The sequence below is a fragment of the Salmonella sp. A29-2 genome, from assembly GCF_020150755.1.
GTDB classification, from domain to species: domain Bacteria; phylum Pseudomonadota; class Gammaproteobacteria; order Enterobacterales; family Enterobacteriaceae; genus Salmonella; species Salmonella enterica.
Window position 1 is genome coordinate 2,076,006 of sequence record NZ_CP083731.1, and the last position, 20,451, is coordinate 2,096,456.

At 52.8% G+C, this 20,451-nt stretch carries 23 protein-coding genes; 13 read left to right on the forward strand and 10 right to left on the reverse strand.

Annotation, left to right across the window (positions count from 1 at the left end; all coding sequences use genetic code 11):
- Nucleotides 1-50: 50 nt before the first annotated feature.
- Nucleotides 51-1,019, reverse strand: coding sequence for a PTS mannose transporter subunit IIAB (gene manX / locus K8W53_RS10150; protein WP_000150523.1), 969 nt, complete (start codon nucleotides 1,017-1,019; stop codon nucleotides 51-53).
- Between the two features lie 317 nt (nucleotides 1,020-1,336).
- Here manX and K8W53_RS23980 point away from each other — a divergent pair, with 317 nt between their 5' ends.
- On the forward strand, nucleotides 1,337-1,504 hold the full coding sequence (locus K8W53_RS23980) for a protein YoaL (protein ID WP_370739650.1): 168 nt from the start codon (nucleotides 1,337-1,339) through the stop codon (nucleotides 1,502-1,504).
- A complete protein-coding gene (gene yoaE, locus K8W53_RS10155; RefSeq protein ID WP_023223921.1) occupies nucleotides 1,492-3,051 on the forward strand; it encodes a CNNM family cation transport protein YoaE in 1,560 nt (519 codons plus the stop codon). The genes K8W53_RS23980 and yoaE overlap by 13 nt, the downstream gene beginning before the upstream one ends.
- A gap of 21 nt (nucleotides 3,052-3,072) precedes the next feature.
- Here yoaE and K8W53_RS10160 read toward each other — a convergent pair whose 3' ends face one another.
- The 4 genes from K8W53_RS10160 to pabB all read right to left on the reverse strand — a co-directional run bounded on the left by K8W53_RS10160 (nucleotide 3,073) and on the right by pabB (nucleotide 8,386).
- The gene (locus K8W53_RS10160; RefSeq protein ID WP_001192522.1) at nucleotides 3,073-4,674 is read right to left on the reverse strand and encodes an EAL domain-containing protein; all 1,602 of its coding nucleotides are present in this window, start codon (nucleotides 4,672-4,674) and stop codon (nucleotides 3,073-3,075) included.
- Between the two features lie 137 nt (nucleotides 4,675-4,811).
- A complete protein-coding gene (gene sdaA, locus K8W53_RS10165) occupies nucleotides 4,812-6,176 on the reverse strand; it encodes an L-serine ammonia-lyase (RefSeq protein ID WP_000624274.1) in 1,365 nt (454 codons plus the stop codon).
- Between the two features lie 263 nt (nucleotides 6,177-6,439).
- A complete protein-coding gene (locus K8W53_RS10170) occupies nucleotides 6,440-7,018 on the reverse strand; it encodes a CoA pyrophosphatase (protein WP_000381543.1) in 579 nt (192 codons plus the stop codon).
- 3 nt (nucleotides 7,019-7,021) lie between these two features.
- Nucleotides 7,022-8,386, reverse strand: a complete 1,365-nt coding sequence (gene pabB / locus K8W53_RS10175; RefSeq protein ID WP_072106047.1) for an aminodeoxychorismate synthase component 1 — start codon at nucleotides 8,384-8,386, stop codon at nucleotides 7,022-7,024.
- A gap of 80 nt (nucleotides 8,387-8,466) precedes the next feature.
- Between pabB and K8W53_RS10180 the strand changes: the two genes are divergently transcribed.
- Nucleotides 8,467-8,646 carry a YoaH family protein gene (locus tag K8W53_RS10180; RefSeq protein WP_000457328.1) on the forward strand — a complete coding sequence of 60 codons (180 nt, stop codon included), beginning with the start codon at nucleotides 8,467-8,469 and terminating at the stop codon, nucleotides 8,644-8,646.
- Nucleotides 8,647-8,651: 5 nt separating this feature from the next.
- Here K8W53_RS10180 and K8W53_RS10185 read toward each other — a convergent pair whose 3' ends face one another.
- Complete coding sequence (locus K8W53_RS10185) at nucleotides 8,652-8,996, reverse strand: RidA family protein (RefSeq protein WP_023223919.1); 345 nt, start codon at nucleotides 8,994-8,996, stop codon at nucleotides 8,652-8,654.
- Between the two features lie 130 nt (nucleotides 8,997-9,126).
- Between K8W53_RS10185 and K8W53_RS10190 the strand changes: the two genes are divergently transcribed.
- The 5 genes from K8W53_RS10190 to rnd all read left to right on the forward strand — a co-directional run bounded on the left by K8W53_RS10190 (nucleotide 9,127) and on the right by rnd (nucleotide 15,533).
- The gene (locus K8W53_RS10190; protein WP_052939401.1) at nucleotides 9,127-11,037 is read left to right on the forward strand and encodes an ATP-dependent DNA helicase; all 1,911 of its coding nucleotides are present in this window, start codon (nucleotides 9,127-9,129) and stop codon (nucleotides 11,035-11,037) included.
- 57 nt (nucleotides 11,038-11,094) lie between these two features.
- Entirely contained in the window at nucleotides 11,095-11,790 is a 696-nt protein-coding gene (gene tsaB / locus K8W53_RS10195) for a tRNA (adenosine(37)-N6)-threonylcarbamoyltransferase complex dimerization subunit type 1 TsaB (RefSeq protein ID WP_001221014.1), read from the forward strand.
- Between the two features lie 71 nt (nucleotides 11,791-11,861).
- Nucleotides 11,862-12,443 (forward strand): Slp family lipoprotein, encoded by a 582-nt coding sequence (locus K8W53_RS10200; RefSeq protein WP_000290594.1) that lies wholly within the window; start codon nucleotides 11,862-11,864, stop codon nucleotides 12,441-12,443.
- A gap of 204 nt (nucleotides 12,444-12,647) precedes the next feature.
- Complete coding sequence (fadD, locus tag K8W53_RS10205; protein ID WP_000758418.1) at nucleotides 12,648-14,333, forward strand: long-chain-fatty-acid--CoA ligase FadD; 1,686 nt, start codon at nucleotides 12,648-12,650, stop codon at nucleotides 14,331-14,333.
- Nucleotides 14,334-14,405: 72 nt separating this feature from the next.
- A complete protein-coding gene (rnd, locus tag K8W53_RS10210; protein WP_001109128.1) occupies nucleotides 14,406-15,533 on the forward strand; it encodes a ribonuclease D in 1,128 nt (375 codons plus the stop codon).
- Between the two features lie 121 nt (nucleotides 15,534-15,654).
- Here the strand turns inward: rnd and minE are convergent, their stop codons facing one another.
- From minE to minC, 3 genes are read right to left on the reverse strand one after another with little or no spacing between them, the layout of a single operon-like run.
- Nucleotides 15,655-15,921 (reverse strand): cell division topological specificity factor MinE, encoded by a 267-nt coding sequence (gene minE / locus K8W53_RS10215; protein ID WP_001185666.1) that lies wholly within the window; start codon nucleotides 15,919-15,921, stop codon nucleotides 15,655-15,657.
- Between the two features lie 3 nt (nucleotides 15,922-15,924).
- The gene (gene minD, locus K8W53_RS10220) at nucleotides 15,925-16,737 is read right to left on the reverse strand and encodes a septum site-determining protein MinD (RefSeq protein ID WP_000101047.1); all 813 of its coding nucleotides are present in this window, start codon (nucleotides 16,735-16,737) and stop codon (nucleotides 15,925-15,927) included.
- Nucleotides 16,738-16,760: 23 nt separating this feature from the next.
- Complete coding sequence (minC, locus tag K8W53_RS10225; protein WP_000072527.1) at nucleotides 16,761-17,468, reverse strand: septum site-determining protein MinC; 708 nt, start codon at nucleotides 17,466-17,468, stop codon at nucleotides 16,761-16,763.
- A gap of 125 nt (nucleotides 17,469-17,593) precedes the next feature.
- Here minC and K8W53_RS10230 point away from each other — a divergent pair, with 125 nt between their 5' ends.
- The 5 genes from K8W53_RS10230 to K8W53_RS10250 all read left to right on the forward strand — a co-directional run bounded on the left by K8W53_RS10230 (nucleotide 17,594) and on the right by K8W53_RS10250 (nucleotide 19,989).
- Nucleotides 17,594-17,887, forward strand: a complete 294-nt coding sequence (locus tag K8W53_RS10230; protein WP_001525604.1) for a YcgL domain-containing protein — start codon at nucleotides 17,594-17,596, stop codon at nucleotides 17,885-17,887.
- A 49-nt stretch (nucleotides 17,888-17,936) separates the two neighbouring features.
- Entirely contained in the window at nucleotides 17,937-18,596 is a 660-nt protein-coding gene (locus tag K8W53_RS10235; RefSeq protein WP_224435204.1) for a fumarylacetoacetate hydrolase family protein, read from the forward strand.
- A gap of 92 nt (nucleotides 18,597-18,688) precedes the next feature.
- Nucleotides 18,689-19,135 (forward strand): YcgN family cysteine cluster protein, encoded by a 447-nt coding sequence (locus K8W53_RS10240; protein WP_001285703.1) that lies wholly within the window; start codon nucleotides 18,689-18,691, stop codon nucleotides 19,133-19,135.
- A gap of 351 nt (nucleotides 19,136-19,486) precedes the next feature.
- Nucleotides 19,487-19,624, forward strand: coding sequence for a hypothetical protein (locus K8W53_RS10245; protein ID WP_001519337.1), 138 nt, complete (start codon nucleotides 19,487-19,489; stop codon nucleotides 19,622-19,624).
- A gap of 191 nt (nucleotides 19,625-19,815) precedes the next feature.
- Nucleotides 19,816-19,989, forward strand: coding sequence for a GnsA/GnsB family addiction module toxin (locus K8W53_RS10250; protein ID WP_001083583.1), 174 nt, complete (start codon nucleotides 19,816-19,818; stop codon nucleotides 19,987-19,989).
- 70 nt (nucleotides 19,990-20,059) lie between these two features.
- Here the strand turns inward: K8W53_RS10250 and K8W53_RS10255 are convergent, their stop codons facing one another.
- Entirely contained in the window at nucleotides 20,060-20,401 is a 342-nt protein-coding gene (locus tag K8W53_RS10255) for a DUF1971 domain-containing protein (protein WP_000018967.1), read from the reverse strand.
- Nucleotides 20,402-20,451: the final 50 nt, after the last annotated feature.

The following is a 20,451-nucleotide window of genomic DNA, read 5'->3' on the forward strand; positions in this document are numbered from 1 at the left end:
TACTTCTCCTATTGCTATCTTAAGTGTGAAAGCTAATTAAATGCCGGCGGTTATTTCGCCACTTTGGCAATTAAATCCATCATTTTCAGTTTCGGATCGGTGGAAACTTTACGCACCTCAAGCTCGATGCCGCGCTCGTTGAGCTTTTTAAAGGCTTCGATATCCTTTTCATCGACGGAAACGGCGTTGTTCACCTGCGTTTTACCTTGACGATAGGCCATACCGCCAATGTTCACGGAAGTGACTTTCACGCCGCCCTCAACGATGCGCTCGACGTCGGTAGGATTGGTAAACAGAAGCATCACGCGTTCACCGGCGTATTTCGGGTTATTGTAGACGCGAATCATCTTCGCGACGTCAACCACATGCGCCGTAACGCCCGGCGGCGCAACTTGCGTCAGCAGCGTTTTACGAACGGTATCCGCCGCCACTTCATCGCTCACAACAATAATACGGCTGACATTGGTCTCTTTGGTCCAGCGGGTAGCGACCTGACCGTGAATGAGGCGGTCATCAATACGGGCAAGCCCGATAACCATATAATCATTCGGGCCCATCGGTTTTGCTGGCGTGGCCGCTTTTGGCGCGGCGGCGACTGGCGCTGGCGCGGCTTTTTCTACCGGTTTTGCTTTCAGCGCTTTTACGCCTTCACGACCGGTTTCTACCGCCAGTGCGACCAGCTCGTCAAAGCTCGGATCGTCGTCACGAGCCATAAACGTTTCGACCAGCATCGGGATGTTGACGCCGGCAATAACTTCATAGCGCTCTTTATCGACGACAATGCGGCTGGCAGCATTAAACGGGCTGCCTCCCCATGTATCAACGAGAAATAGCACGCCTTTACTGGTATCGAGTTTAGCCAACTGAGCGTTGTACTTTTCGATCAGCGTTTCGGCATTTTCGCCTGGAACGAAATCGATCCAGCCGACGTTTTCCTGCTCGCCTAACAGCATTTCGGCTGTTTTAAGTAACTGCTCTGCAGCCCAACCATGTGTGCCTATAACAATAGCAATGGTCACTTGCTACCTCCTTTATTATTGTCAACACATCAACTTGACAGATGTATTTTTTGAATCGCCGTCCGCAAGCGAATCGATTCAGATGAGGGTTACAACGAAAAACGCATGATTTTCGTGAATTATTTTAGATATCGAAAAAAATATTTTGTGTGATGGAGATCCGTAATTTTGTTTTCGATAATGAGAAATTTCGAAGTGTAAAATATCCCGGTTACATCTCTTTGCAAAGGAAGGTAAATCTTTGCCAAAAACCAGTTGTCTCTGTTATGTTTAGCTTCCGTTTAATTAGAATGGGGTATAGGGCAGCAGCCCGTTGTATGGATCGTCACCGACGTCATTTCACTCTTTGGCCGTTTTGCGCCTGTCAATCTGGCATATCTTGCCATAGCCTTACTTTGTTTATTGCGTTACCGCCTGCATCCTTTGAGATGTTGTGGGCGCCGTTTAGTCATTCCTTAAGCAGGAGCTTGTCATGGAATTATTAATGGATCCCTCAATTTGGGTGGGTTTACTCACGCTCGTCGTCCTGGAAATTGTCCTGGGTATCGATAACCTGGTCTTTATCGCGATCCTCGCCGATAAATTGCCGCCAAAGCAGCGTGACAAAGCGCGTCTTATCGGGCTCTCGCTGGCGCTGATTATGCGTCTGGCGCTGCTGTCCATTATTTCGTGGCTGGTGACCTTAACAAAGCCGCTCTTTACCGTCTGGGATTTTACCTTCTCCGGCCGCGATTTAATTATGCTGCTGGGCGGTATATTCCTGCTGTTTAAAGCGACCACCGAGCTGCATGAACGTCTGGAAAACCGCGAGCATGACACCGGACACGGTAAAGGCTATGCGAGCTTCTGGGTGGTAGTCACGCAGATTGTCATTCTGGATGCGGTCTTCTCGCTGGACGCCGTGATTACGGCGGTAGGTATGGTAAACCATCTGCCGGTTATGATGGCGGCGGTGGTGATTGCGATGGCGGTGATGCTACTGGCGTCAAAACCGCTGACCCGTTTTGTCAACCAGCATCCGACGGTGGTGGTGCTCTGTCTGAGTTTCCTGCTGATGATCGGCTTGAGCCTGGTGGCGGAAGGGTTCGGTTTCCATATTCCGAAAGGCTACCTGTACGCGGCAATTGGTTTCTCGATCGTTATCGAGGTGTTTAACCAGATTGCGCGCCGCAACTTTATTCGTCATCAGTCCACGTTGCCGCTGCGCGCGCGTACTGCGGACGCTATCCTGCGTCTGATGGGCGGTAAACGCCAGACGAGTACGCAACATGAGACGGATAGCCCGGCCGCGATATCGGTGTCGGAAGGCGCCTTCGCCGAAGAAGAACGCTACATGATTAACGGCGTACTGACTCTGGCGTCGCGCTCCCTGCGCGGCATTATGACGCCGCGAGGCGAAATTAGTTGGGTGGATGCGAATCTCAGCGTAGCTGAAATCCGTCAGCAGTTACTCTCTTCTCCGCATAGCCTGTTCCCGGTATGTCGGGGCGAGCTGGATGAAATTATCGGTATCGTTCGGGCGAAAGAGTTGCTGGTGGCGCTGGAAGAGGGCGCGGACGTTGCGGCTATCGCCGCGTCTTCTCCGGCGATAGTGGTGCCGGAAACGCTTGATCCTATCAATCTGTTAGGCGTTTTGCGTCGCGCGCGCGGCAGTTTCGTTATCGTCACGAACGAGTTCGGCGTGGTGCAGGGGCTGGTTACGCCGCTGGATGTGCTGGAAGCGATTGCCGGTGAGTTCCCGGATGCCGATGAAACGCCGGAAATCGTTGCCGATGCCGAGGGCTGGATAGTGAAGGGCGGCACCGATCTCCATGCGCTACAGCAGGCGCTGGAAGTTGACCATCTGGTGAACGAAGAGGGCGATATTGCGACGGTCGCGGGGTTAGTGATCGCCGCTAATGGCCATATTCCTCGTGTAGGCGATGTCATTGATGTTCCGCCACTGCGGATCACCATTGTCGAGGCCAACGACTACCGTGTCGATCTGGTTCGGATTGTTAAAGAACAGCCTACCCACGACGAAGAGGAATAACGTCACACGCAGGAATCAAGTCTATAGATGCGGCATCGCGGACATAATCTGTCCGTTATGCCGGGCGGGCGGCGGCGCGCTGCCCGCCAGCCACTGTGGAAATTCGCTAATGGGCATCGGCTTCGCATAGAGATAGCCCTGTAACATTTGCACGCCATGCTGGCGCAAATGCTGTGCCTGCGTCTGGTTTTCGACCCCTTCCGCCACCAGTTCAATATTCAGTCTTTGCCCCAGCGCGATAATAATATCGGTCACCGTTGAATTGACCGCATCGGTACCGATGGCGGCGGTGAAGGATTTATCGATTTTCAAAATATCCGGCCGCAGTTTTTCCAGCCAGGAGAGCGAGCTGTTTCCTGTGCCAAAATCATCGATGGCTAACTTGACACCTTTACGATGCAGCTCGCGCATCAGGCGGTAATCAACGTCAAGCAACGCGTCGCGTTCCGTGAGCTCCAGCACCAGTTGCTGAACAGGTTCCGCACTAAACCAGTACTGATTAAGATCTTTGAGAAGCACGCCGTGTCGGAAATGGCTTGCCGCCACATTGATGCCGATATGAAACTGATGGTTGATGGGGAAGTAGTGCCGCTGCCGAATGGTTTCCGCAATCACATAGCGGGTCAGCGGCGCTATCAGGTTATGCTCCTCGGCGATAGGAATAAAAACATCCGGTGAGATCCAGCCCTGGCGAGGGTTGTTCCAGCGTAACAGGATCTCAACGCCGGTACACTGTTGCGTGCGGGCATTAAGCAACGGCTGACAAAATAGCTCAAACTCCCGTTCGGCAAGGGCCAGATTAATCTCCCAGGAAAAGCTCATTCTGCTGGCCGTCGCCAGCCAGGCGATATAACCGATCAACAGGCTAAGCAATACGGCCAGCGGTAACTGTGTCGGGAGATGTTTGAACGCCAGTACGCCTGCCGACGGCCCGCTGACGCTGATAGTAAAAGGGAAATGCCGCGATGAAAGCTGGTAACGCTCTTCATCTTTTTTTAATTCCGGAAGAGTATCGACCACGCCCCGACCATATAACAGGTGCCGTTTGCCGACCGTCAGGCTGGCGCTGGTAATTTGCGGCTGCTGCGGCTCAAGTAGCATGGTCGTCAGCAAGCCAATATTCACAATTTCCATCACGCCATCCTGGCCATCGGCAGAGGCGGGATACCACTGAATGAGAATCGGGCTTCCCTTGAGTAACGATTGGTCCGTGGAAAGTAGCAGCAGATCGCCAGCTGCGGGAAGATCGGGCTGAAGCTGGCGTATGGGAGTATTGCGGGCGCCAAAAATGCTTGAGCAGTAGAGAATTCCCTCTTTTACCAGCCCGATAGAACGAATGGTTTGCAGGCGGGCGGCTTGCTTACGCAACGGCAAATGTGCGGTCGCGCACGGAAGCTCAAGTAAGGGTAGCAGTATGTTTCGTCCGACCAGGAGAGGATGCAGCACATTATCCAGCGCATCAACGGCATGATTCGCAAATGCAACCGTGCGATGGTGATTTAAGTTCCGCTCCGAAATAAATCGGATGCTCAGCGTAAGAATGAGCGTGACCAGTGCACAAATCGTGCAAACAATGAAACGATTACGGCGATAATGATTGATGATCCGTTGTGCTGTTTGCATGCGGGCCGCCCAATAAGCGTTGGCGACAAAAGCCAACCGCGACACAGCAAGTGTAGTGGGGAAACGTGGAGTCGACGAGGAAGAGATAAAAATTTCGCCCATCCGTAGCAGATGGGCGAAGGGAGGGGAAACGGCGTTTAATCACACTGGACTTTAATGGCCAACCCGCCGCGCGATGTTTCGCGGTATTTTGCGTTCATGTCTTTTCCGGTCTCGTACATCGTTTCGATGACTTTATCCAGCGAGACGCGCGGCGCGCTGGTTCGACGCATGGCCATACGCGCAGCGTTAATCGCTTTAACCGAAGCAATGGCGTTACGCTCGATACACGGCACCTGCACCTGACCGGCAACCGGGTCGCAGGTCAGCCCCAGGTTATGCTCCATGCCGATTTCAGCGGCAACGCAAACCTGTTCCGGGCTGGCGCCCAACAGTTCAGCAAGGCCTGCCGCCGCCATCGAACAGGCGACCCCGACTTCACCCTGACAGCCGACTTCCGCGCCGGAAATAGACGCGTTCATCTTATACAGCGCGCCAATAGCGCCTGCCGCCAGGAAGTAGCGGGTGTAAATATCCGGGCTGACAGACTCAATAAAATGGTCGTAGTAAGCCAGTACCGCAGGAACGATGCCGCACGCGCCGTTGGTTGGCGCCGTCACGACGCGACCGCCTGCGGCGTTCTCTTCGTTCACCGCCAGAGCAAACATGTTCACCCAGTCAATGACGTTCATCGGATCGCTGGAAAGCTTATCGCTGGAAACCAGCATACGACGCAGCGCGGAGGCGCGACGCGGTACGCGCAGCGGCCCCGGCAGCACGCCTTCGGTATTCATACCGCGATCAATACAGGCCTGCATGGTCTGCCAGACGTGACCGAAATACTCTTCAATCTCTTTCTTGCTATGCAACGCCAGTTCGTTTTGCATCACCATGCCGGAGAGTGAAAGGCCGGTGCTGTTGCAATACTCCAGCATTTCTTTCGCCGATTTAAACGGATAAGGTACAGTAACCTCATTCGTCGCTTCCTGGCCGAAATGCGCTTCATCAACGATAAAGCCGCCGCCGATGGAATAGTACGTCTTGCTATAAATGACCGTGTCGTCATGCCAGGCGTGGATCTGCATCCCGTTTTCATGCAGCGGCAAATTGCCGTTGTGAAAACGCATTCCGTCATCTTTCGGGAAGTCGACTTCGTGACGTCCCTGGGCCAGTAACAGACGCTCGCGCGTTTCGACGTCGCGAATAAAACCGGGGATACTATCAATATCCACGGTAGCGGGTTCATTACCCGCCAGACCCATAATAATGGCGATATCGGTATGGTGACCTTTCCCCGTCAGCGACAGCGAGCCGTAGACATCGACAGCGACGCGGGTAACGTTATCCAGTAATCCTTTTTCGACCAGGTCATCGACGAACTGTTTACCGGCCTTCATCGGGCCAACAGTGTGGGAAGAGGAGGGACCAATCCCTACCTTAAACATGTCGAATAGGCTAATCACGATAATACTCCTGACAGGGCAACCGGGGCTTCCGGTTACGATGTTATAACTGCGCATAGTGTAAGAGGGAACGCTGGCATCAGCTTAACTATTCACATGAATTAAACTAATGAATAACCGCGTTTTTACTAATATTGCGACAGTAATCTCAAGTCGTGTCTTACGCGCGTAAAGTTAAGTATATACACGTTGTCCTTCAGGCTGCCTCTTTGGGGGAGGCGATTGTTACCGCCTTGAGGCAACGTGAATGGCGTTGTGTACAGTCAGGGCTTTACGCCGATTTGCAGCGCCAGCTCACGAAGAATGTTTGCGGTCATGCCCCAGACGAAATAATGCTCATACCAGGAGAGCCATACGCGGTGCGAATTGCCGCGACGGTAAATATCAAGCGGATGATATCGACCCAGTTGCAACGCTTGCGCCAGCGGCATTTCAAACACCGCAGACACTTCATCTTCACTGGCGCGCCAGGGGAGATTTGGCGGAATAATGCCGACCACCGGGGTGACCTGAAAACCGGTCACGCTGTCTACCGGCGGTAAAACGCCAATCACTTCCACGGCTTGCGGCGGGATGGCGACTTCCTCCTGCGCTTCGCGAAGCGCTGCGGCGATAAGCGAAGCATCGGTACTGTCCACGGCCCCGCCGGGAAAGGCGACCTGTCCGGCGTGTTTGCGCAAATGAATAGCCCGCTGGGTCAACAGCAGCCCCGGCTGGGGGCGGCGAACCACAGGGATCAGTACGGCGGCCTGACGTTGGTTCAACGTTTCATGAGTCATCTGCGGGCGCAAAAGCTGAAAGCGCGATAAGAAATGATCGAGCGTCAGACGGCTGGTATCCACGTATTAGTTCTCCAGTGGGTGCAGGATACGATTAACTTTATCAAAAGTTTCCTGATATTCCGCTTCTTCGTTGCTATCGGCCACGATACCGCCGCCGGCTGAGCAATAGAGTTGGCCCTGCGTTGCCGTGACGGTGCGGATAGTAATACTGGTATCCATCTTGCCGCAGAAACTCAGATAACCGATGCTACCGCACCAGGCGTTGCGTCGCTGCGGCTCCAGTTCGTCGATAATTTCCATCGCCCGCACTTTAGGCGCGCCGGTAATGGAGCCGCCGGGGAAAGCCGCGCGCAGCAGGTCGGTAGCATGAAGCGAGTCCGGTAAACGGGCGGTAATGGTGCTAACCAGATGGTGAACGGCAGGAAATGGTTCGACGACGAACAGTTCCGGCACTTTCACCGAACCCGGTACGGCGACCCGGCCAATGTCGTTACGCATCAAATCGACGATCATCAAATTTTCAGCGCGATCTTTCATTGAGTTGGCCAGTTTCTGCGCCTGCTGACGATCCGCCTGCGGATCGTTAAGCCGTGGAAGCGTACCTTTGATCGGGCGCGTCTGAATATGACCATTCTCCAGTTGGATAAAACGCTCGGGAGAAAGGCTCAATATGGCGCCGTCATGTAAACGAAGAAAGGCGCTGAACGGGGCGCGATTTGCGCGGTTAAGGCGTTCGAAAGCCTGCCACTCATCACCCTCGTAGCTCGCCTGAAAACGCTGGGAAAGATTGACCTGATAGCAGTCCCCGCTGTGCAGCCAGGCCTGCACCTGACGAAACTTCTCGCCATACTCGCAACGCGTCATATTGGATTGCCAGGCTGAGGTAAGCCTGAAGGGCGTGCGGGTCGGCGCGCGCTGGCTGGTGAGCCAGCGATATCGGGCGTCTGCATCGTGATAGCTTATCAGCGACACTACCTGTTTATGGTGATCGACAATCAGCGCCCAGTCGTAAAGGCCAATCGCCATATCGGGTAAAACGATATCGCGCGCGGCAGTATCGGGCAGAATTTCGAAACGCCGCCCTAAATCGTAACCAAACAGACCCAGCGCGCCGCCCTGAAAGGGTAAGTCAGGGTCAGGCTGAGGATGAAAAGGCAGCGCCTCCAGTTGAGTCTGCAAAACGTGTAACGGATCGTCGAGAGTGACGGTAGTCGTGCGCGCAGTACATACCGTGGTTTCCTGGGCGCGCGTGGTCAGTGTGGTGACAGGATCGGCGACCAGAATATCAAAGCGGTTATAGGGATGAATAGCATCACCTGAATGCAGCAGCATCGCCCAGGGCAAATGGTTTACGGGCGCAAAATAGTGTTCAGCGGCGTCCGGACGCCAGGGTAAGGTGATAACAGTGGGAGATAACGTCTTCATCATTCCTGACTCGTTACAACACTACTGGCTTACCGCCGGGTAGCGTGAAATAATTAGCGCTAACAATTTAGCAGGAGTTAATCATGTTTGCAGGTTTACCTTCACTCAGTCATGAACAACAGCAAAAAGCCGTAGAACGTATCCAGGAATTGATGTCGCAAGGTATGAGTAGCGGAGAAGCGATTGCCCAGGTGGCGGGCGAACTTCGCGCCAACCATACCGGCGAACGGATAGTGGCGCGTTTTGAGGATGAAGACGAATAATCGGCTTATACCGCCGCGACAATCTTAATCTCAACTTTATATTTCGGATTCATCAACCCGGCCTGTACGGTACAGCGTACCGGCGCATGGCCTGCGACGACCCACGCATCCCACGCCTTATTCATGGCGGCAAAATCCGCTTTATCGCTCAGGAAAATAGTGGCATCCAGAATACGTGACTTACTGGAGCCCTGTTTTTCCAGCACCGCATCAATTTGCGCCAGAGTATTCGCCGTTTGCTCAAAAGCATTGGCGTCCAGGTTTTCCGGCACGCCGGTATACCACAGCGTATTATTGTAGATCACCACGTCTGACCAACGATCTTCGGCATCAATACGCACGATAGACATTACTTATTCCTCATTTGCTTTCCATTTGAATGGCTCAAGACTGCCACAATGTGGCGCCGCCGTCACCTCTGTAACTGGCGTAAGCCTTTCTACCCTGACATAATCCCTGTGCAAATTAACAGGGGGCAGTGTGACGGACGATTTTGCAGCAGATGGCCAACTGGCCAAAGCGATAACCGGCTTTAAACCGCGCGAACCACAGCGACAAATGGCGGTTGCCGTAACACAAGCGATTGAAAATGCGCAGCCTCTGGTTGTTGAAGCCGGCACCGGAACCGGGAAGACCTATGCTTACCTCGCTCCGGCGTTGCGCACCGGGAAAAAAGTCATTATTTCGACCGGGTCGAAAGCGTTGCAGGATCAACTCTACAGCCGCGATCTGCCGACGGTAGCAAAAGCGTTGGCGTTTACCGGTAAGACGGCCCTGTTGAAAGGACGTTCAAACTACCTCTGCCTGGAGCGGCTGGAACAACAAGCGCTGGCGGGCGGCGATTTACCGGTACAAACGTTAAGCGACGTGATATTGCTGCGCTCCTGGTCAAATCAGACGCGGGATGGCGATATCAGCACCTGCGTCAGCGTGGCGGAGGATTCCCAGGCCTGGCCGCTGGTCACCAGTACCAACGACAACTGCCTTGGCAGCGATTGCCCGCTCTACAAAGAGTGCTTTGTGGTGAAAGCGCGTAAAAAGGCGATGGACGCGGATGTGGTGATTGTAAACCACCACCTTTTTCTTGCGGATATGGTGGTTAAAGAGAGCGGGTTTGGCGAACTTATCCCTCAGGCTGAAGTAATGATCTTCGATGAAGCCCACCAACTGCCTGACATCGCCAGCCAGTATTTCGGACAATCGCTCTCCAGCCGTCAGTTGCTGGATTTAGCAAAAGACATCACCATCGCCTACCGGACGGAACTGAAAGACACTCAACAGTTGCAAAAATGCGCCGATCGCCTTGCCCAGAGCGCCCAGGATTTTCGTCTGCAACTGGGGGAGCCCGGCTACCGGGGGAATTTGCGTGAACTGTTAGCCGACCCACGTATCCAACGGGCATTTTTACTGCTGGATGATACGCTGGAGCTTTGTTACGACGTGGCGAAGCTGTCGCTGGGCCGTTCGGCGCTGCTGGATGCGGCTTTTGAACGCGCCACGCTTTACCGTTCACGGCTGAAACGCTTAAAAGAGATCAATCAGCCGGGATACAGCTACTGGTATGAGTGCACCTCGCGCCATTTCACCCTGGCGCTGACGCCGCTCACCGTGGCGGACAAATTCAAAGAGGTGATGGAACAGAAGCCCGGTAGCTGGATTTTTACCTCGGCCACGTTATCGGTAAATGATGATCTCCACCACTTTACCGCCCGTCTGGGAATTGAACAGGCAGAATCCATGCTGCTGCCCAGCCCATTCGACTATACGCGCCAGGCGTTACTCTGCGTACCGCGTAACCTACCGCAAACCAACCAGCCCGGCGCGGCGCGACAGTTGGCGGCTATGCTCAGGCCGATTATCGAAGCCAATAACGGGCGATGTTTTATGCTGTGCACCTCGCACGCCATGATGCGCGATCTGGCGGAGCAGTTTCGCGCCACCATGACGCTGCCGGTATTGTTGCAAGGGGAAACCAGTAAAGGCCAACTGTTACAGCAATTTGTTAGCGCCGGCAACGCGCTGCTCGTCGCCACCAGCAGCTTCTGGGAAGGGGTGGACGTGCGCGGCGATACGTTATCGTTGGTGATTATCGACAAATTGCCGTTTACCTCCCCGGACGACCCGCTGTTAAAAGCGCGAATGGAAGACTGTCGTTTGCGCGGCGGCGATCCGTTTGATGAGGTTCAACTGCCCGATGCGGTGATTACGCTGAAGCAGGGGGTGGGGCGGCTAATTCGCGATGCGGACGATCGCGGGGTGTTAGTGATTTGTGATAACCGGCTAGTGATGCGGCCCTATGGCGCCACGTTTCTCGCCAGCCTGCCTCCTGCGCCGCGCACGCGTGATATCGCCCGTGCCGTTCGCTTTCTTGCGATTCCATCCGCCGAGTAATTTGTTACGGAGTATGGTAAGATGCGCGCTATTTTATTGATCTAAGCACGAAACCTCATGCGAATTCTGGCTATCGATACCGCCACAGAGGCCTGTTCTGTCGCCCTGTGGAACAACGGTACTATCAATGCTCACTTTGAGCTTTGTCCACGAGAACACACTCAACGTATCCTGCCCATGGTGCAGGAGATTCTGGCCGCCAGCGGCGCCTCGCTCAATGAGATAGATGCGCTGGCGTTTGGGCGCGGTCCGGGCAGCTTTACCGGCGTGCGTATCGGCATTGGTATTGCGCAAGGGCTGGCGTTAGGGGCAAATCTGCCGATGATCGGTGTTTCGACGCTTGCCACGATGGCGCAGGGCGCGTGGCGTAAAACCGGCGCGACCCGCGTACTCGCCGCGATTGACGCGCGGATGGGCGAAGTGTACTGGGCGGAATACCAGCGTGATGCGCAGGGCGTCTGGCAGGGCGAAGAGACGGAAGCGGTGCTGAAACCGGAACGGGTCGGCGAGCGGTTGAAACAGCTTTCCGGCGAGTGGGCGACCGTAGGAACGGGTTGGTCCGCGTGGCCCGATCTGGCGAAGGAGTGCGGCCTGACGCTTCATGATGGGGAAGTGTCGCTCCCGGCAGCGGAAGATATGTTGCCCATCGCCAGTCAAAAGCTGGCGGCAGGAGAGACCGTTGCCGTGGAACATGCCGAGCCGGTTTATTTGCGTAACGAAGTGGCGTGGAAGAAACTTCCCGGTAAAGAATGACTCTCACTACTATTACCCCCCATACTTTATGCTGTGGGGTGGAATAGAGGTCGAGAAAAAGGAGTCGCATCATGGCGGTTCAAAAACGGTTAATAAAAGGGGCGCTGGCGTGCGCTTTTGCGCTTATGCTGAGCGGTTGCGTGACTATCCCGGATGCCATTAAAGGTTCGAGTCCAACGCCACAGCAGGATTTGGTGCGGGTGATGAATGCGCCGCAGCTCTATATCGGGCAAGAGGCGCGTTTTGGCGGCAAAGTTGTGGCGGTACAAAATCAGCAGGGAAAAACCCGGCTTGAAATCGCGACCGTACCGCTCGACAGCGGCGCGCGTCCTGTTCTGGGCGAAGCCTCGCGCGGCAGAATTTTTGCCGATGTGAACGGTTTTCTGGACCCGGTGGACTTCCGTGGCCAGTTAGTTACCGTTGTCGGCCCGATAACCGGCACGGTTGACGGTAAAATCGGCAATACGCCGTATAAATTTATGCTGATGCAGGCTACCGGCTATAAACGCTGGCATCTTGTTCAGCAGGTCGTCATGCCTCCACAGCCGATCGATCCGTGGTTTTACGGCGGACGCGCCTGGCCTTATGGCTATGGCGGTTGGGGATGGTATAACCCTGGACCCGCAGAGGTTCAGACGATAGTAACAGAGTAACCCTTTGTTTTATCAATAAAAGAAACAGCGGCTGGTCCGCTGTTTCTGCATTCATAGAGACATAATAAAAATAAATAGTGACGCGCTTCGCAACCTTTCAGTTGCGTAATTAATAAACTGGTACGCTGAGTTAATATAATGTTAACGACTTGTTTATTAACTGGGGTTGTGATGACGACGAACACTCATTTTAGAGGTGATGCATTGAAGAAGGTTTGGCTTAACCGTTATCCTGCTGATGTTCCGGCGGAGATCAACCCTGACCGTTATCAATCCCTGGTTGAACTGTTTGAACATGCGGCGACGCGCTATGCCGATCAGCCTGCGTTCGTCAATATGGGGGAGGTAATGACCTTCCGCAAATTAGAAGAACGTAGTCGGGCATTTGCGGCTTATTTACAACAAGGGCTGGGACTCAAAAAAGGCGACCGTGTGGCGCTGATGATGCCAAACCTGTTGCAGTATCCTGTCGCGCTATTTGGTATTTTACGCGCCGGCATGATTGTGGTGAACGTTAACCCGCTTTACACGCCGCGCGAACTTGAGCATCAGCTTAACGATAGCGGCGCGGCGGCAATCATTATTGTTTCTAACTTTGCCCATACGCTGGAAAAAGTGGTCGAGAAAACGTCGGTACAGCACGTTATTCTGACGCGGATGGGCGACCAGCTTTCTACCGCCAAAGGTACGGTTGTTAACTTTGTCGTGAAATACATCAAGCGTCTGGTGCCAAAATACCACTTGCCAGATGCGATCTCGTTTCGCAGCGCGCTACAGCATGGCTACCGTATGCAGTATGTCAAACCCGAGGTTGTCGCTGAAGATCTGGCTTTCCTGCAATATACCGGCGGTACGACGGGCGTAGCGAAAGGCGCGATGTTGACCCACCGCAATATGCTGGCGAATCTGGAGCAGGTGAAAGCGACCTATGGGCCGCTGCTGCACCCGGGGAAAGAGCTGGTAGTGACCGCGCTGCCGCTGTATCACATTTTTGCCTTAACCATGAACTGTCTGCTTTTTATCGAGTTGGGTGGGCAAAACCTGCTGATTACCAATCCGCGTGATATCCCCGGCCTGGTCAAGGAGCTGGCGAAATATCCATTTACGGCGATGACTGGCGTTAATACGCTATTCAACGCTCTGCTCAATAATAAAGAGTTTCAACAGCTGGATTTTTCTTCGCTGCATCTGTCAGCCGGCGGCGGGATGCCGGTGCAAAATGTCGTTGCGGAACGTTGGGTAAAGCTGACCGGGCAATACCTGCTGGAAGGCTACGGGCTGACCGAGTGCGCCCCGCTGGTGAGCGTCAACCCGCATGATATTGATTATCACAGCGGCAGTATCGGCCTGCCAGTACCTTCAACAGAAGCCAAACTGGTGGATGACGATGACAACGAAGTCGCGCCGGGTGAGGCCGGAGAGCTTTGCGTGAAAGGCCCGCAGGTTATGCTGGGATACTGGCAGCGTCCTGACGCGACGGATGAAATCATTAAAGATGGCTGGCTGCATACGGGCGATATTGCGGTTATGGATGAAGACGGCTTTCTGCGGATTGTCGATCGTAAGAAAGATATGATTCTGGTTTCTGGTTTCAACGTTTATCCAAACGAAATTGAAGATGTGGTGATGCAGCATTCTGGCGTGCAGGAAGTCGCGGCGGTTGGCGTGCCTTCCGGTAGTAGCGGCGAAGCGGTGAAGCTTTTTGTGGTTAAGAAAGATCCGGCATTGACTGACGATGCGTTGATCACCTTCTGCCGTCGCCATCTGACCGGATATAAGGTGCCCAAACAGGTCGAGTTTCGCGAGGAATTACCAAAATCTAACGTTGGGAAAATTTTACGACGAGAACTGCGTGACGAAGCCCGTGGCAAAGTAGACAATAAAGCCTGAGCGTTAAGTCAGCTAACGAGAGACGCCGGTTAAGCCGGCGTTTTTTTTGGCGCGAACCAAAGAGAACACGATTTGAATTACCAAATGATTGAAACGGACGATGCGCTGGCGAGCCTGTGTGAAGCTGTCCGCGCATGTCCGGCTATTGCTTTAGATACGGAATTTGTCCGTACCCGCACCTATTACCCGCAGTTAGGATTGATCCAGTTATTTGACGGGGCAAATGTCGCCCTGATCGATCCGCTCGGCATCAGCGACTGGTCGCCGTTAAAAGCGGTGTTGCGCGATACGGGAATCACCAAATTTCTGCACGCGGGTAGCGAAGATCTGGAAGTATTTCTGAATGCGTTTGGCGAACTGCCGGAACCCCTGATTGATACGCAAATTCTGGCGGCGTTTTGCGGGCGTCCGCTGTCGTGGGGGTTTGCGTCGATGGTAGAAGAGTATACGGGCGTGGCGCTGGATAAAAGCGAATCTCGTACCGACTGGTTAGCCCGGCCTTTAAGCGAGCGTCAGTGTGAATACGCGGCGGCGGATGTCTGGTATCTGTTACCGATCGCTAAAAAGCTGATGATTGAAACTGAAGCCGCAGGATGGCTGCCTGCCGCGCTTGATGAATGCCGATTGATGCAGCAGCGTCGTCAGGAGATTCAGGCACCGGAAGAAGCATGGCGGGATATCACTAATGCCTGGCAACTGCGTACCCGCCAGTTAGCCTGTCTGCAACTTTTAGCTGACTGGCGGCTACGTAAGGCGCGTGAGCGCGATATGGCGGTGAACTTTGTTGTGCGTGAAGAAAACCTGTGGGCGGTCGCGCGTTATATGCCGGGCAGTCTCGGTGAGCTGGATAGCCTGGGGCTTTCCGGCAGCGAGATTCGTTTTCACGGCAAGACGTTGATATCGCTGGTGGCGAAAGCACAGGCGTTACCGGAAGAGGCATTGCCGGAGCCCCTGTTGAATCTGATGGACATGCCGGGCTATCGCAAAGCGTTTAAGGCCATCAAAGCGCTGGTGGCGGAGGTGAGCGCGTCGCATCACGTCAGCGGCGAGCTACTGGCATCGCGTCGGCAGATTAATCAGTTACTTAACTGGCACTGGAAATTAAAACCGCAAAATGGGCAACCGGAATTGATTTCCGGCTGGCGCGCCGAACTGATGGCGGAGAAGTTAACTCTTCTGTTGCAGGAGTATCCGCGTTAACGACGGTAATTGCCGGGAAAACGGCCAGTGAAATAAATGTCCGTATTCGGAATAATGTAAAAAAATAAAAAAGGCAGATTCTTCTGCCTTTTTTAATCCAGGAATTTTCCCATAAAAGAGCTTATTTTGACTCTTCGGCTTCCGGCAGCGTTACGTTAAGTTCAAGGATGGAGATATCACCATCTTTTTGCTCAAGCTGGACGGTAACCATTTCCGGATCGATTTGTACGTATTTACAAATGACCTCAAGAATATCTTTACGTAACTGCGGTAAATAATGCGGTTCGGCATCGCTACGGCGACGTTCCGCGACAATGATTTGCAACCGCTCTTTTGCAATATTAGCGGTACTCTTTTTCCGCGAGAGAAAAAAATCCAGTAATGCCATAATTTATCCTCCGAACAGGCGTTTGAGGAAACCTTTCTTCTCTTCTTCAATGAAGCGGAAAGGACGTTCTTCTCCCAACAGACGATCTACGGTATCTGCATAGGCTTTACCCGCATCCGCAGTGGCGTCAAGAATCACCGGTTCGCCCTGGTTAGATGCGCGCAGTACGGATTGATCTTCCGGGATCACCCCGACGAGTTTAATACGCAGAATCTCCAGTACATCTTCCATGCTGAGCATGTCGCCTTTATTGACGCGGCCTGGATTGTAGCGCGTCAACAGGAGATGTTCTTTAATCGGTTCTTCGCCATTTTCTGCGCGACGAGATTTCGATGCCAGAATACCCAGAATGCGGTCCGAGTCACGGACAGAAGAGACTTCCGGGTTAGTCGTGATGATCGCTTCATCGGCAAAATAGAGCGCCATCAGCGCCCCGGTTTCGATACCCGCCGGCGAGTCGCAAACGATGAACTCAAAGTCCATTGCTTTCAGTGAGTCCAGTACCTTAGCGACGCCTTCGCGCGTTAGCGCGTCTTTATCCCGGGTCTGCGACGCCGGAAGAATGAAGAGATTTTCAGTACGCTTATCTTTGATCAGCGCCTGATTCAGTGTCGCATCGCCCTGAATGACGTTTACAAAATCGTAAACGACACGACGTTCGCACCCCATAATCAGATCGAGGTTACGCAGTCCGATATCAAAATCAATGACGACAGTTTTCTTTCCCTTCTGGGCCAAACCTGTAGCGATGGCCGCGCTGGAGGTGGTCTTGCCAACGCCCCCTTTACCCGAAGTAACAACAATAATGCGTGCCATAAAAATTCCTTGTTAAAAAGGGATCAATTCAACGGTTGAACTGTCAAAGCGTTGTCTGCTAAACGCAGGCGCGCCGCTTTGCCATAAAATTCTGCTGGGATTTTATCACTCAGCCAGTAAACACCTGCGATAGAGACCAGTTCTGCCGTCAGATGGGTACAAAAAATTTGCGCTTCCCGATCGCCGCTCGCCCCTGCCAGCGCGCGACCTCTCATCATGCCATAGACATGGATATTGCCGTCAGCGATAAGCTCTGCGCCAGCGCTGACGTGACTTGTAACAATCAGATCACATTGTGGAGCATAAATGCGCTGACCGGAACGAACCGGAACATCAATTAATCGCGTTTTTGTGATGGGATTAGCGTTTTGCGGCGGTTCGCTGGGCGTTGCCGGCTCAACGGGCGCAGGCCGAACCGCTTTCTCTTTACCTTCAGTCAGTAAAGGAAGACCCATCCGATCGATTTCTACTTTCAGGCTGGCGTCTTTACAGCCGCTCACGCCGATAATGCGTAAGCCGGTTGAGGTCACGATCTTATGCAATTCCGGCCAGTTTACCGGGCTTTCAAGACCGCTAACGTTAATAACGACAGGGGCGTGTTTTAAAAACGCAGGAGCCTGCGCTATTTTGTCTTCTAACGCCTGACGAATAACCTCTGGTTCCGCTTCATGCAAATGAACCACTGATAAGGTGAAGCTACTGCCTTTAAGCTCGATTGGCGTGTTTGACATCCTGGCCTTACTCAATTTGCTATTTATCATCTCCGATACGGAGTGATATTCCGAAGTCCAGAAGGCATGTTATAGTCACTATTATATTGAGGCAAGTCACCATCCCGTTAATTCAGAGTAAAAGTATGTTTTGTGTGATCTATAGAAGTAGCAAGCGCGATCAAACCTATTTGTATGTCGAAAAAAAAGACGATTTTTCGCGGGTGCCTGAAGCGTTGATGAAAGGATTCGGTCAACCGCAGTTAGCGATGATGCTGCCGCTTGATGGACGTAAAAAATTAGTCAATGCCGAGCTCGAAAAAGTAAAACAGGCGTTAAGCGAGCAGGGCTATTATTTACAATTGCCGCCGCCGCCGGAAGATTTGCTGAAACAACATCTTTCTTCGGTAGGACAAAATACGTCGCCCGCTGACCGTTAAACGGTATTCGGCGCCGCGCCTGAATTCCATCATGATCTTAGGGGAAAATATGTATCAACATCGTAACTGGCAAGGCGCCTTGCTTGATTACCCGGTAAGTAAAGTGGTCTGCGTGGGCAGTAATTACGCAAATCACATCAAGGAGATGGGCAGCGCGACGCCGGAAGAACCCGTGCTTTTTATCAAGCCGGAAACCGCATTGTGTGATATTCGCCAGCCGCTGGCGATTCCGGTGGATATGGGCGCTGTTCATCATGAAGTTGAGCTTGCCGTGCTGATTGGCGCAACGCTCCGCCAGGCGACCGAAGATCATGTACGTAAAGCGATAGCTGGTTATGGCGTGGCGCTTGATTTAACCCTGCGCGATATTCAAGGGAAAATGAAAAAGGCCGGACAGCCCTGGGAAAAAGCCAAAGGTTTTGATAACGCATGTCCGATTTCAGGCTTCATCCCTGTCGCGGCCTTCTGCGGCGATCCGCAAAATACGGTTATCGGACTTAACGTTAATGGCGAGGTTCGCCAGCAAGGGTCGACCGCGGATATGATTCATCCTATTGTGCCCCTTATCGCCTATATGAGCCGCTATTTTACGCTCAAAGCCGGGGACGTGGTGCTAACCGGCACGCCGGCAGGCGTGGGGCCATTATTAAGCGGCGATGAGCTGGACATTCGTTTTAATGACGAAACGTTGTCTACCCGCGTTCTGTAAAATCTGCTTGCCGCCTTCAGCGGCGGTAAAACTTGCATCTGCAGGCCAGACTGGTTATAAGGTGCAGCTTTAGTGCAATGGCGGATACTTTAATGAGCGATACACCTTTCTGGCAACGTAAAACCCTGGATGAAATGACCGATGCCGAGTGGGAGTCGCTGTGCGATGGCTGCGGTCAATGCTGCCTGCATAAGCTGATGGATGAAGATACAGATGAAATCTACTTCACCAACGTGGCGTGCAGGCAATTAAATATTAAAACGTGCCAGTGCCGTCATTATGAGCGCCGTTTTGAATTTGAACCCGACTGTATCAAACTCACTCGCGAAAACTTGCCAGACTTTGAATGGTTGCCGATGACCTGCGCCTACCGTTTGTTGGCGGAAGGTAAGCCCTTGCCGACGTGGCATCCGCTGCTGACTGGATCGAAAGCCGCTATGCATGGCGAGCGAATTTCTGTCCGTCATATCGCGGTTAAAGAATCTGAAGTACGGGACTGGCAGGATCATATTTTAAATAAACCGTCGTGGGCAGAATAAGTCTTCGACAAAACGGCTGATTGTTTACAATTCTTTAATTTACGCCGGGCGGCCCCTGAAATCAGGAATTGCGTGCAAATTCCGTCACCTGGCGTTATCACCGCCTTCTATTCCTCCCTCACGCGCCTTGTCGCTGCGCTCGCGCACGTATGGCGGCGACTCTATACTTTCAAAGCAGTATATCGCTGCCTATCCTGAGGAGTTACCCCATGAATAACCAACCGTTGCGCGTTTCAAAGGATCAGCCCAGGAAGCCTGATAAGACACCCGAAGACGAAGGAAAAAATCCAAAGAAAAACCAAAAGTAGTGCTGTAGGGTATCTCTAATAACTATGGTTCGTTGGAGGCTTTATGTCTGAACGTCCTGATTTAGTCGATCCATTACCAGAGGATGAGCCGCTTCCTGGTGAAAATATTCCGGATACGCCAGAGGGAGACGATCCTCTCGACCCGGATACCCAGAATGAGGTTGAAGATCCTCGTAGATAGCGTCTTGTGCTATTAACCAACCGCCTGATGCACTGTTTGTGCCAGGCGGTTTTTTACATCTTCTAAAGCGAAACATCCTGATAATCCTCAGAAAGATAGCCTATAATTTTTTGTACGTTAAAATAGTAGCGCGTCCATGACGACACTGTCTTATTGCGCTTAGCCGTTTGCGAGTTCAAAGGAGGAAATCAATGAACAGCGAAGAGTTGACACATAAAGCAGAAGAGGAAATCGCGGCACTCATTAGCAAAAAGGTCGCCGAACTACGGAAGAAAACCGGGCAAGAGGTTTCCGAAATAGAGTTCGTGCCGCGAGAAACGATGAAAGGGCTTGAGGGATACCACGTTAAAATTAAACTACTCTAGCGTTTAATTAGCGCCATTAATCACCTGGCTACTGGGCGGGACCCGCCCAGTGGTGACTGGTTTACCGATGTCAGGCTTTTTTCTGTTGATACATTTCCTCGCCCTGATGGTCTTCCTCTACCCAAAAATGAATGTTGAACCGCGCATCATCGCTCAGCTCTACCCGATGCCAGTATTGCGGCGGACTGGTGGCGAATTGCCCGGCATTAATCACCACTTTCACTTCTGGTTCTGTCGCGGTTTCATTCGCAAAGCCATAGTAGGTCACGGTGCCTTCCATCACGCAGAGTTGTCCGAAAACGCCTGCCGCTGTGTTGTGATGAGAGAGCAGTGCCGCCGGAACATTCTCTTTGGTGAAAAAGGGGGTAGAGCGTTTAACTTTCCAGTTTGCCGGGATGCGTAAGTGGGACATAAGACATCTCCCTGATGTGGTGATTAAAAGATGCATTTAATATACACCTT

Coding starts and splice junctions, on each gene's coding strand:
- K8W53_RS23980 (WP_370739650.1), top strand. CDS start 1,337: ATGGATCGTCACCGACGTCATTTCACTCTTTGGCCGTTTTGCGCCTGT.
- yoaE (WP_023223921.1), top strand. CDS start 1,492: ATGGAATTATTAATGGATCCCTCAATTTGGGTGGGTTTACTCACGCTC.
- K8W53_RS10160 (WP_001192522.1), bottom strand. CDS start 4,674: ATGCAAACAGCACAACGGATCATCAATCATTATCGCCGTAATCGTTTC.
- pabB (WP_072106047.1), bottom strand. CDS start 8,386: ATGATGAAGACGTTATCTCCCACTGTTATCACCTTACCCTGGCGTCCG.
- K8W53_RS10180 (WP_000457328.1), top strand. CDS start 8,467: ATGTTTGCAGGTTTACCTTCACTCAGTCATGAACAACAGCAAAAAGCC.
- K8W53_RS10185 (WP_023223919.1), bottom strand. CDS start 8,996: ATGTCTATCGTGCGTATTGATGCCGAAGATCGTTGGTCAGACGTGGTG.
- tsaB (WP_001221014.1), top strand. CDS start 11,095: ATGCGAATTCTGGCTATCGATACCGCCACAGAGGCCTGTTCTGTCGCC.
- K8W53_RS10200 (WP_000290594.1), top strand. CDS start 11,862: ATGGCGGTTCAAAAACGGTTAATAAAAGGGGCGCTGGCGTGCGCTTTT.
- minE (WP_001185666.1), bottom strand. CDS start 15,921: ATGGCATTACTGGATTTTTTTCTCTCGCGGAAAAAGAGTACCGCTAAT.
- minD (WP_000101047.1), bottom strand. CDS start 16,737: ATGGCACGCATTATTGTTGTTACTTCGGGTAAAGGGGGCGTTGGCAAG.
- minC (WP_000072527.1), bottom strand. CDS start 17,468: ATGTCAAACACGCCAATCGAGCTTAAAGGCAGTAGCTTCACCTTATCA.
- K8W53_RS10230 (WP_001525604.1), top strand. CDS start 17,594: ATGTTTTGTGTGATCTATAGAAGTAGCAAGCGCGATCAAACCTATTTG.
- K8W53_RS10235 (WP_224435204.1), top strand. CDS start 17,937: ATGTATCAACATCGTAACTGGCAAGGCGCCTTGCTTGATTACCCGGTA.
- K8W53_RS10240 (WP_001285703.1), top strand. CDS start 18,689: ATGAGCGATACACCTTTCTGGCAACGTAAAACCCTGGATGAAATGACC.
- K8W53_RS10245 (WP_001519337.1), top strand. CDS start 19,487: ATGTCTGAACGTCCTGATTTAGTCGATCCATTACCAGAGGATGAGCCG.
- K8W53_RS10250 (WP_001083583.1), top strand. CDS start 19,816: ATGAACAGCGAAGAGTTGACACATAAAGCAGAAGAGGAAATCGCGGCA.
- K8W53_RS10255 (WP_000018967.1), bottom strand. CDS start 20,401: ATGTCCCACTTACGCATCCCGGCAAACTGGAAAGTTAAACGCTCTACC.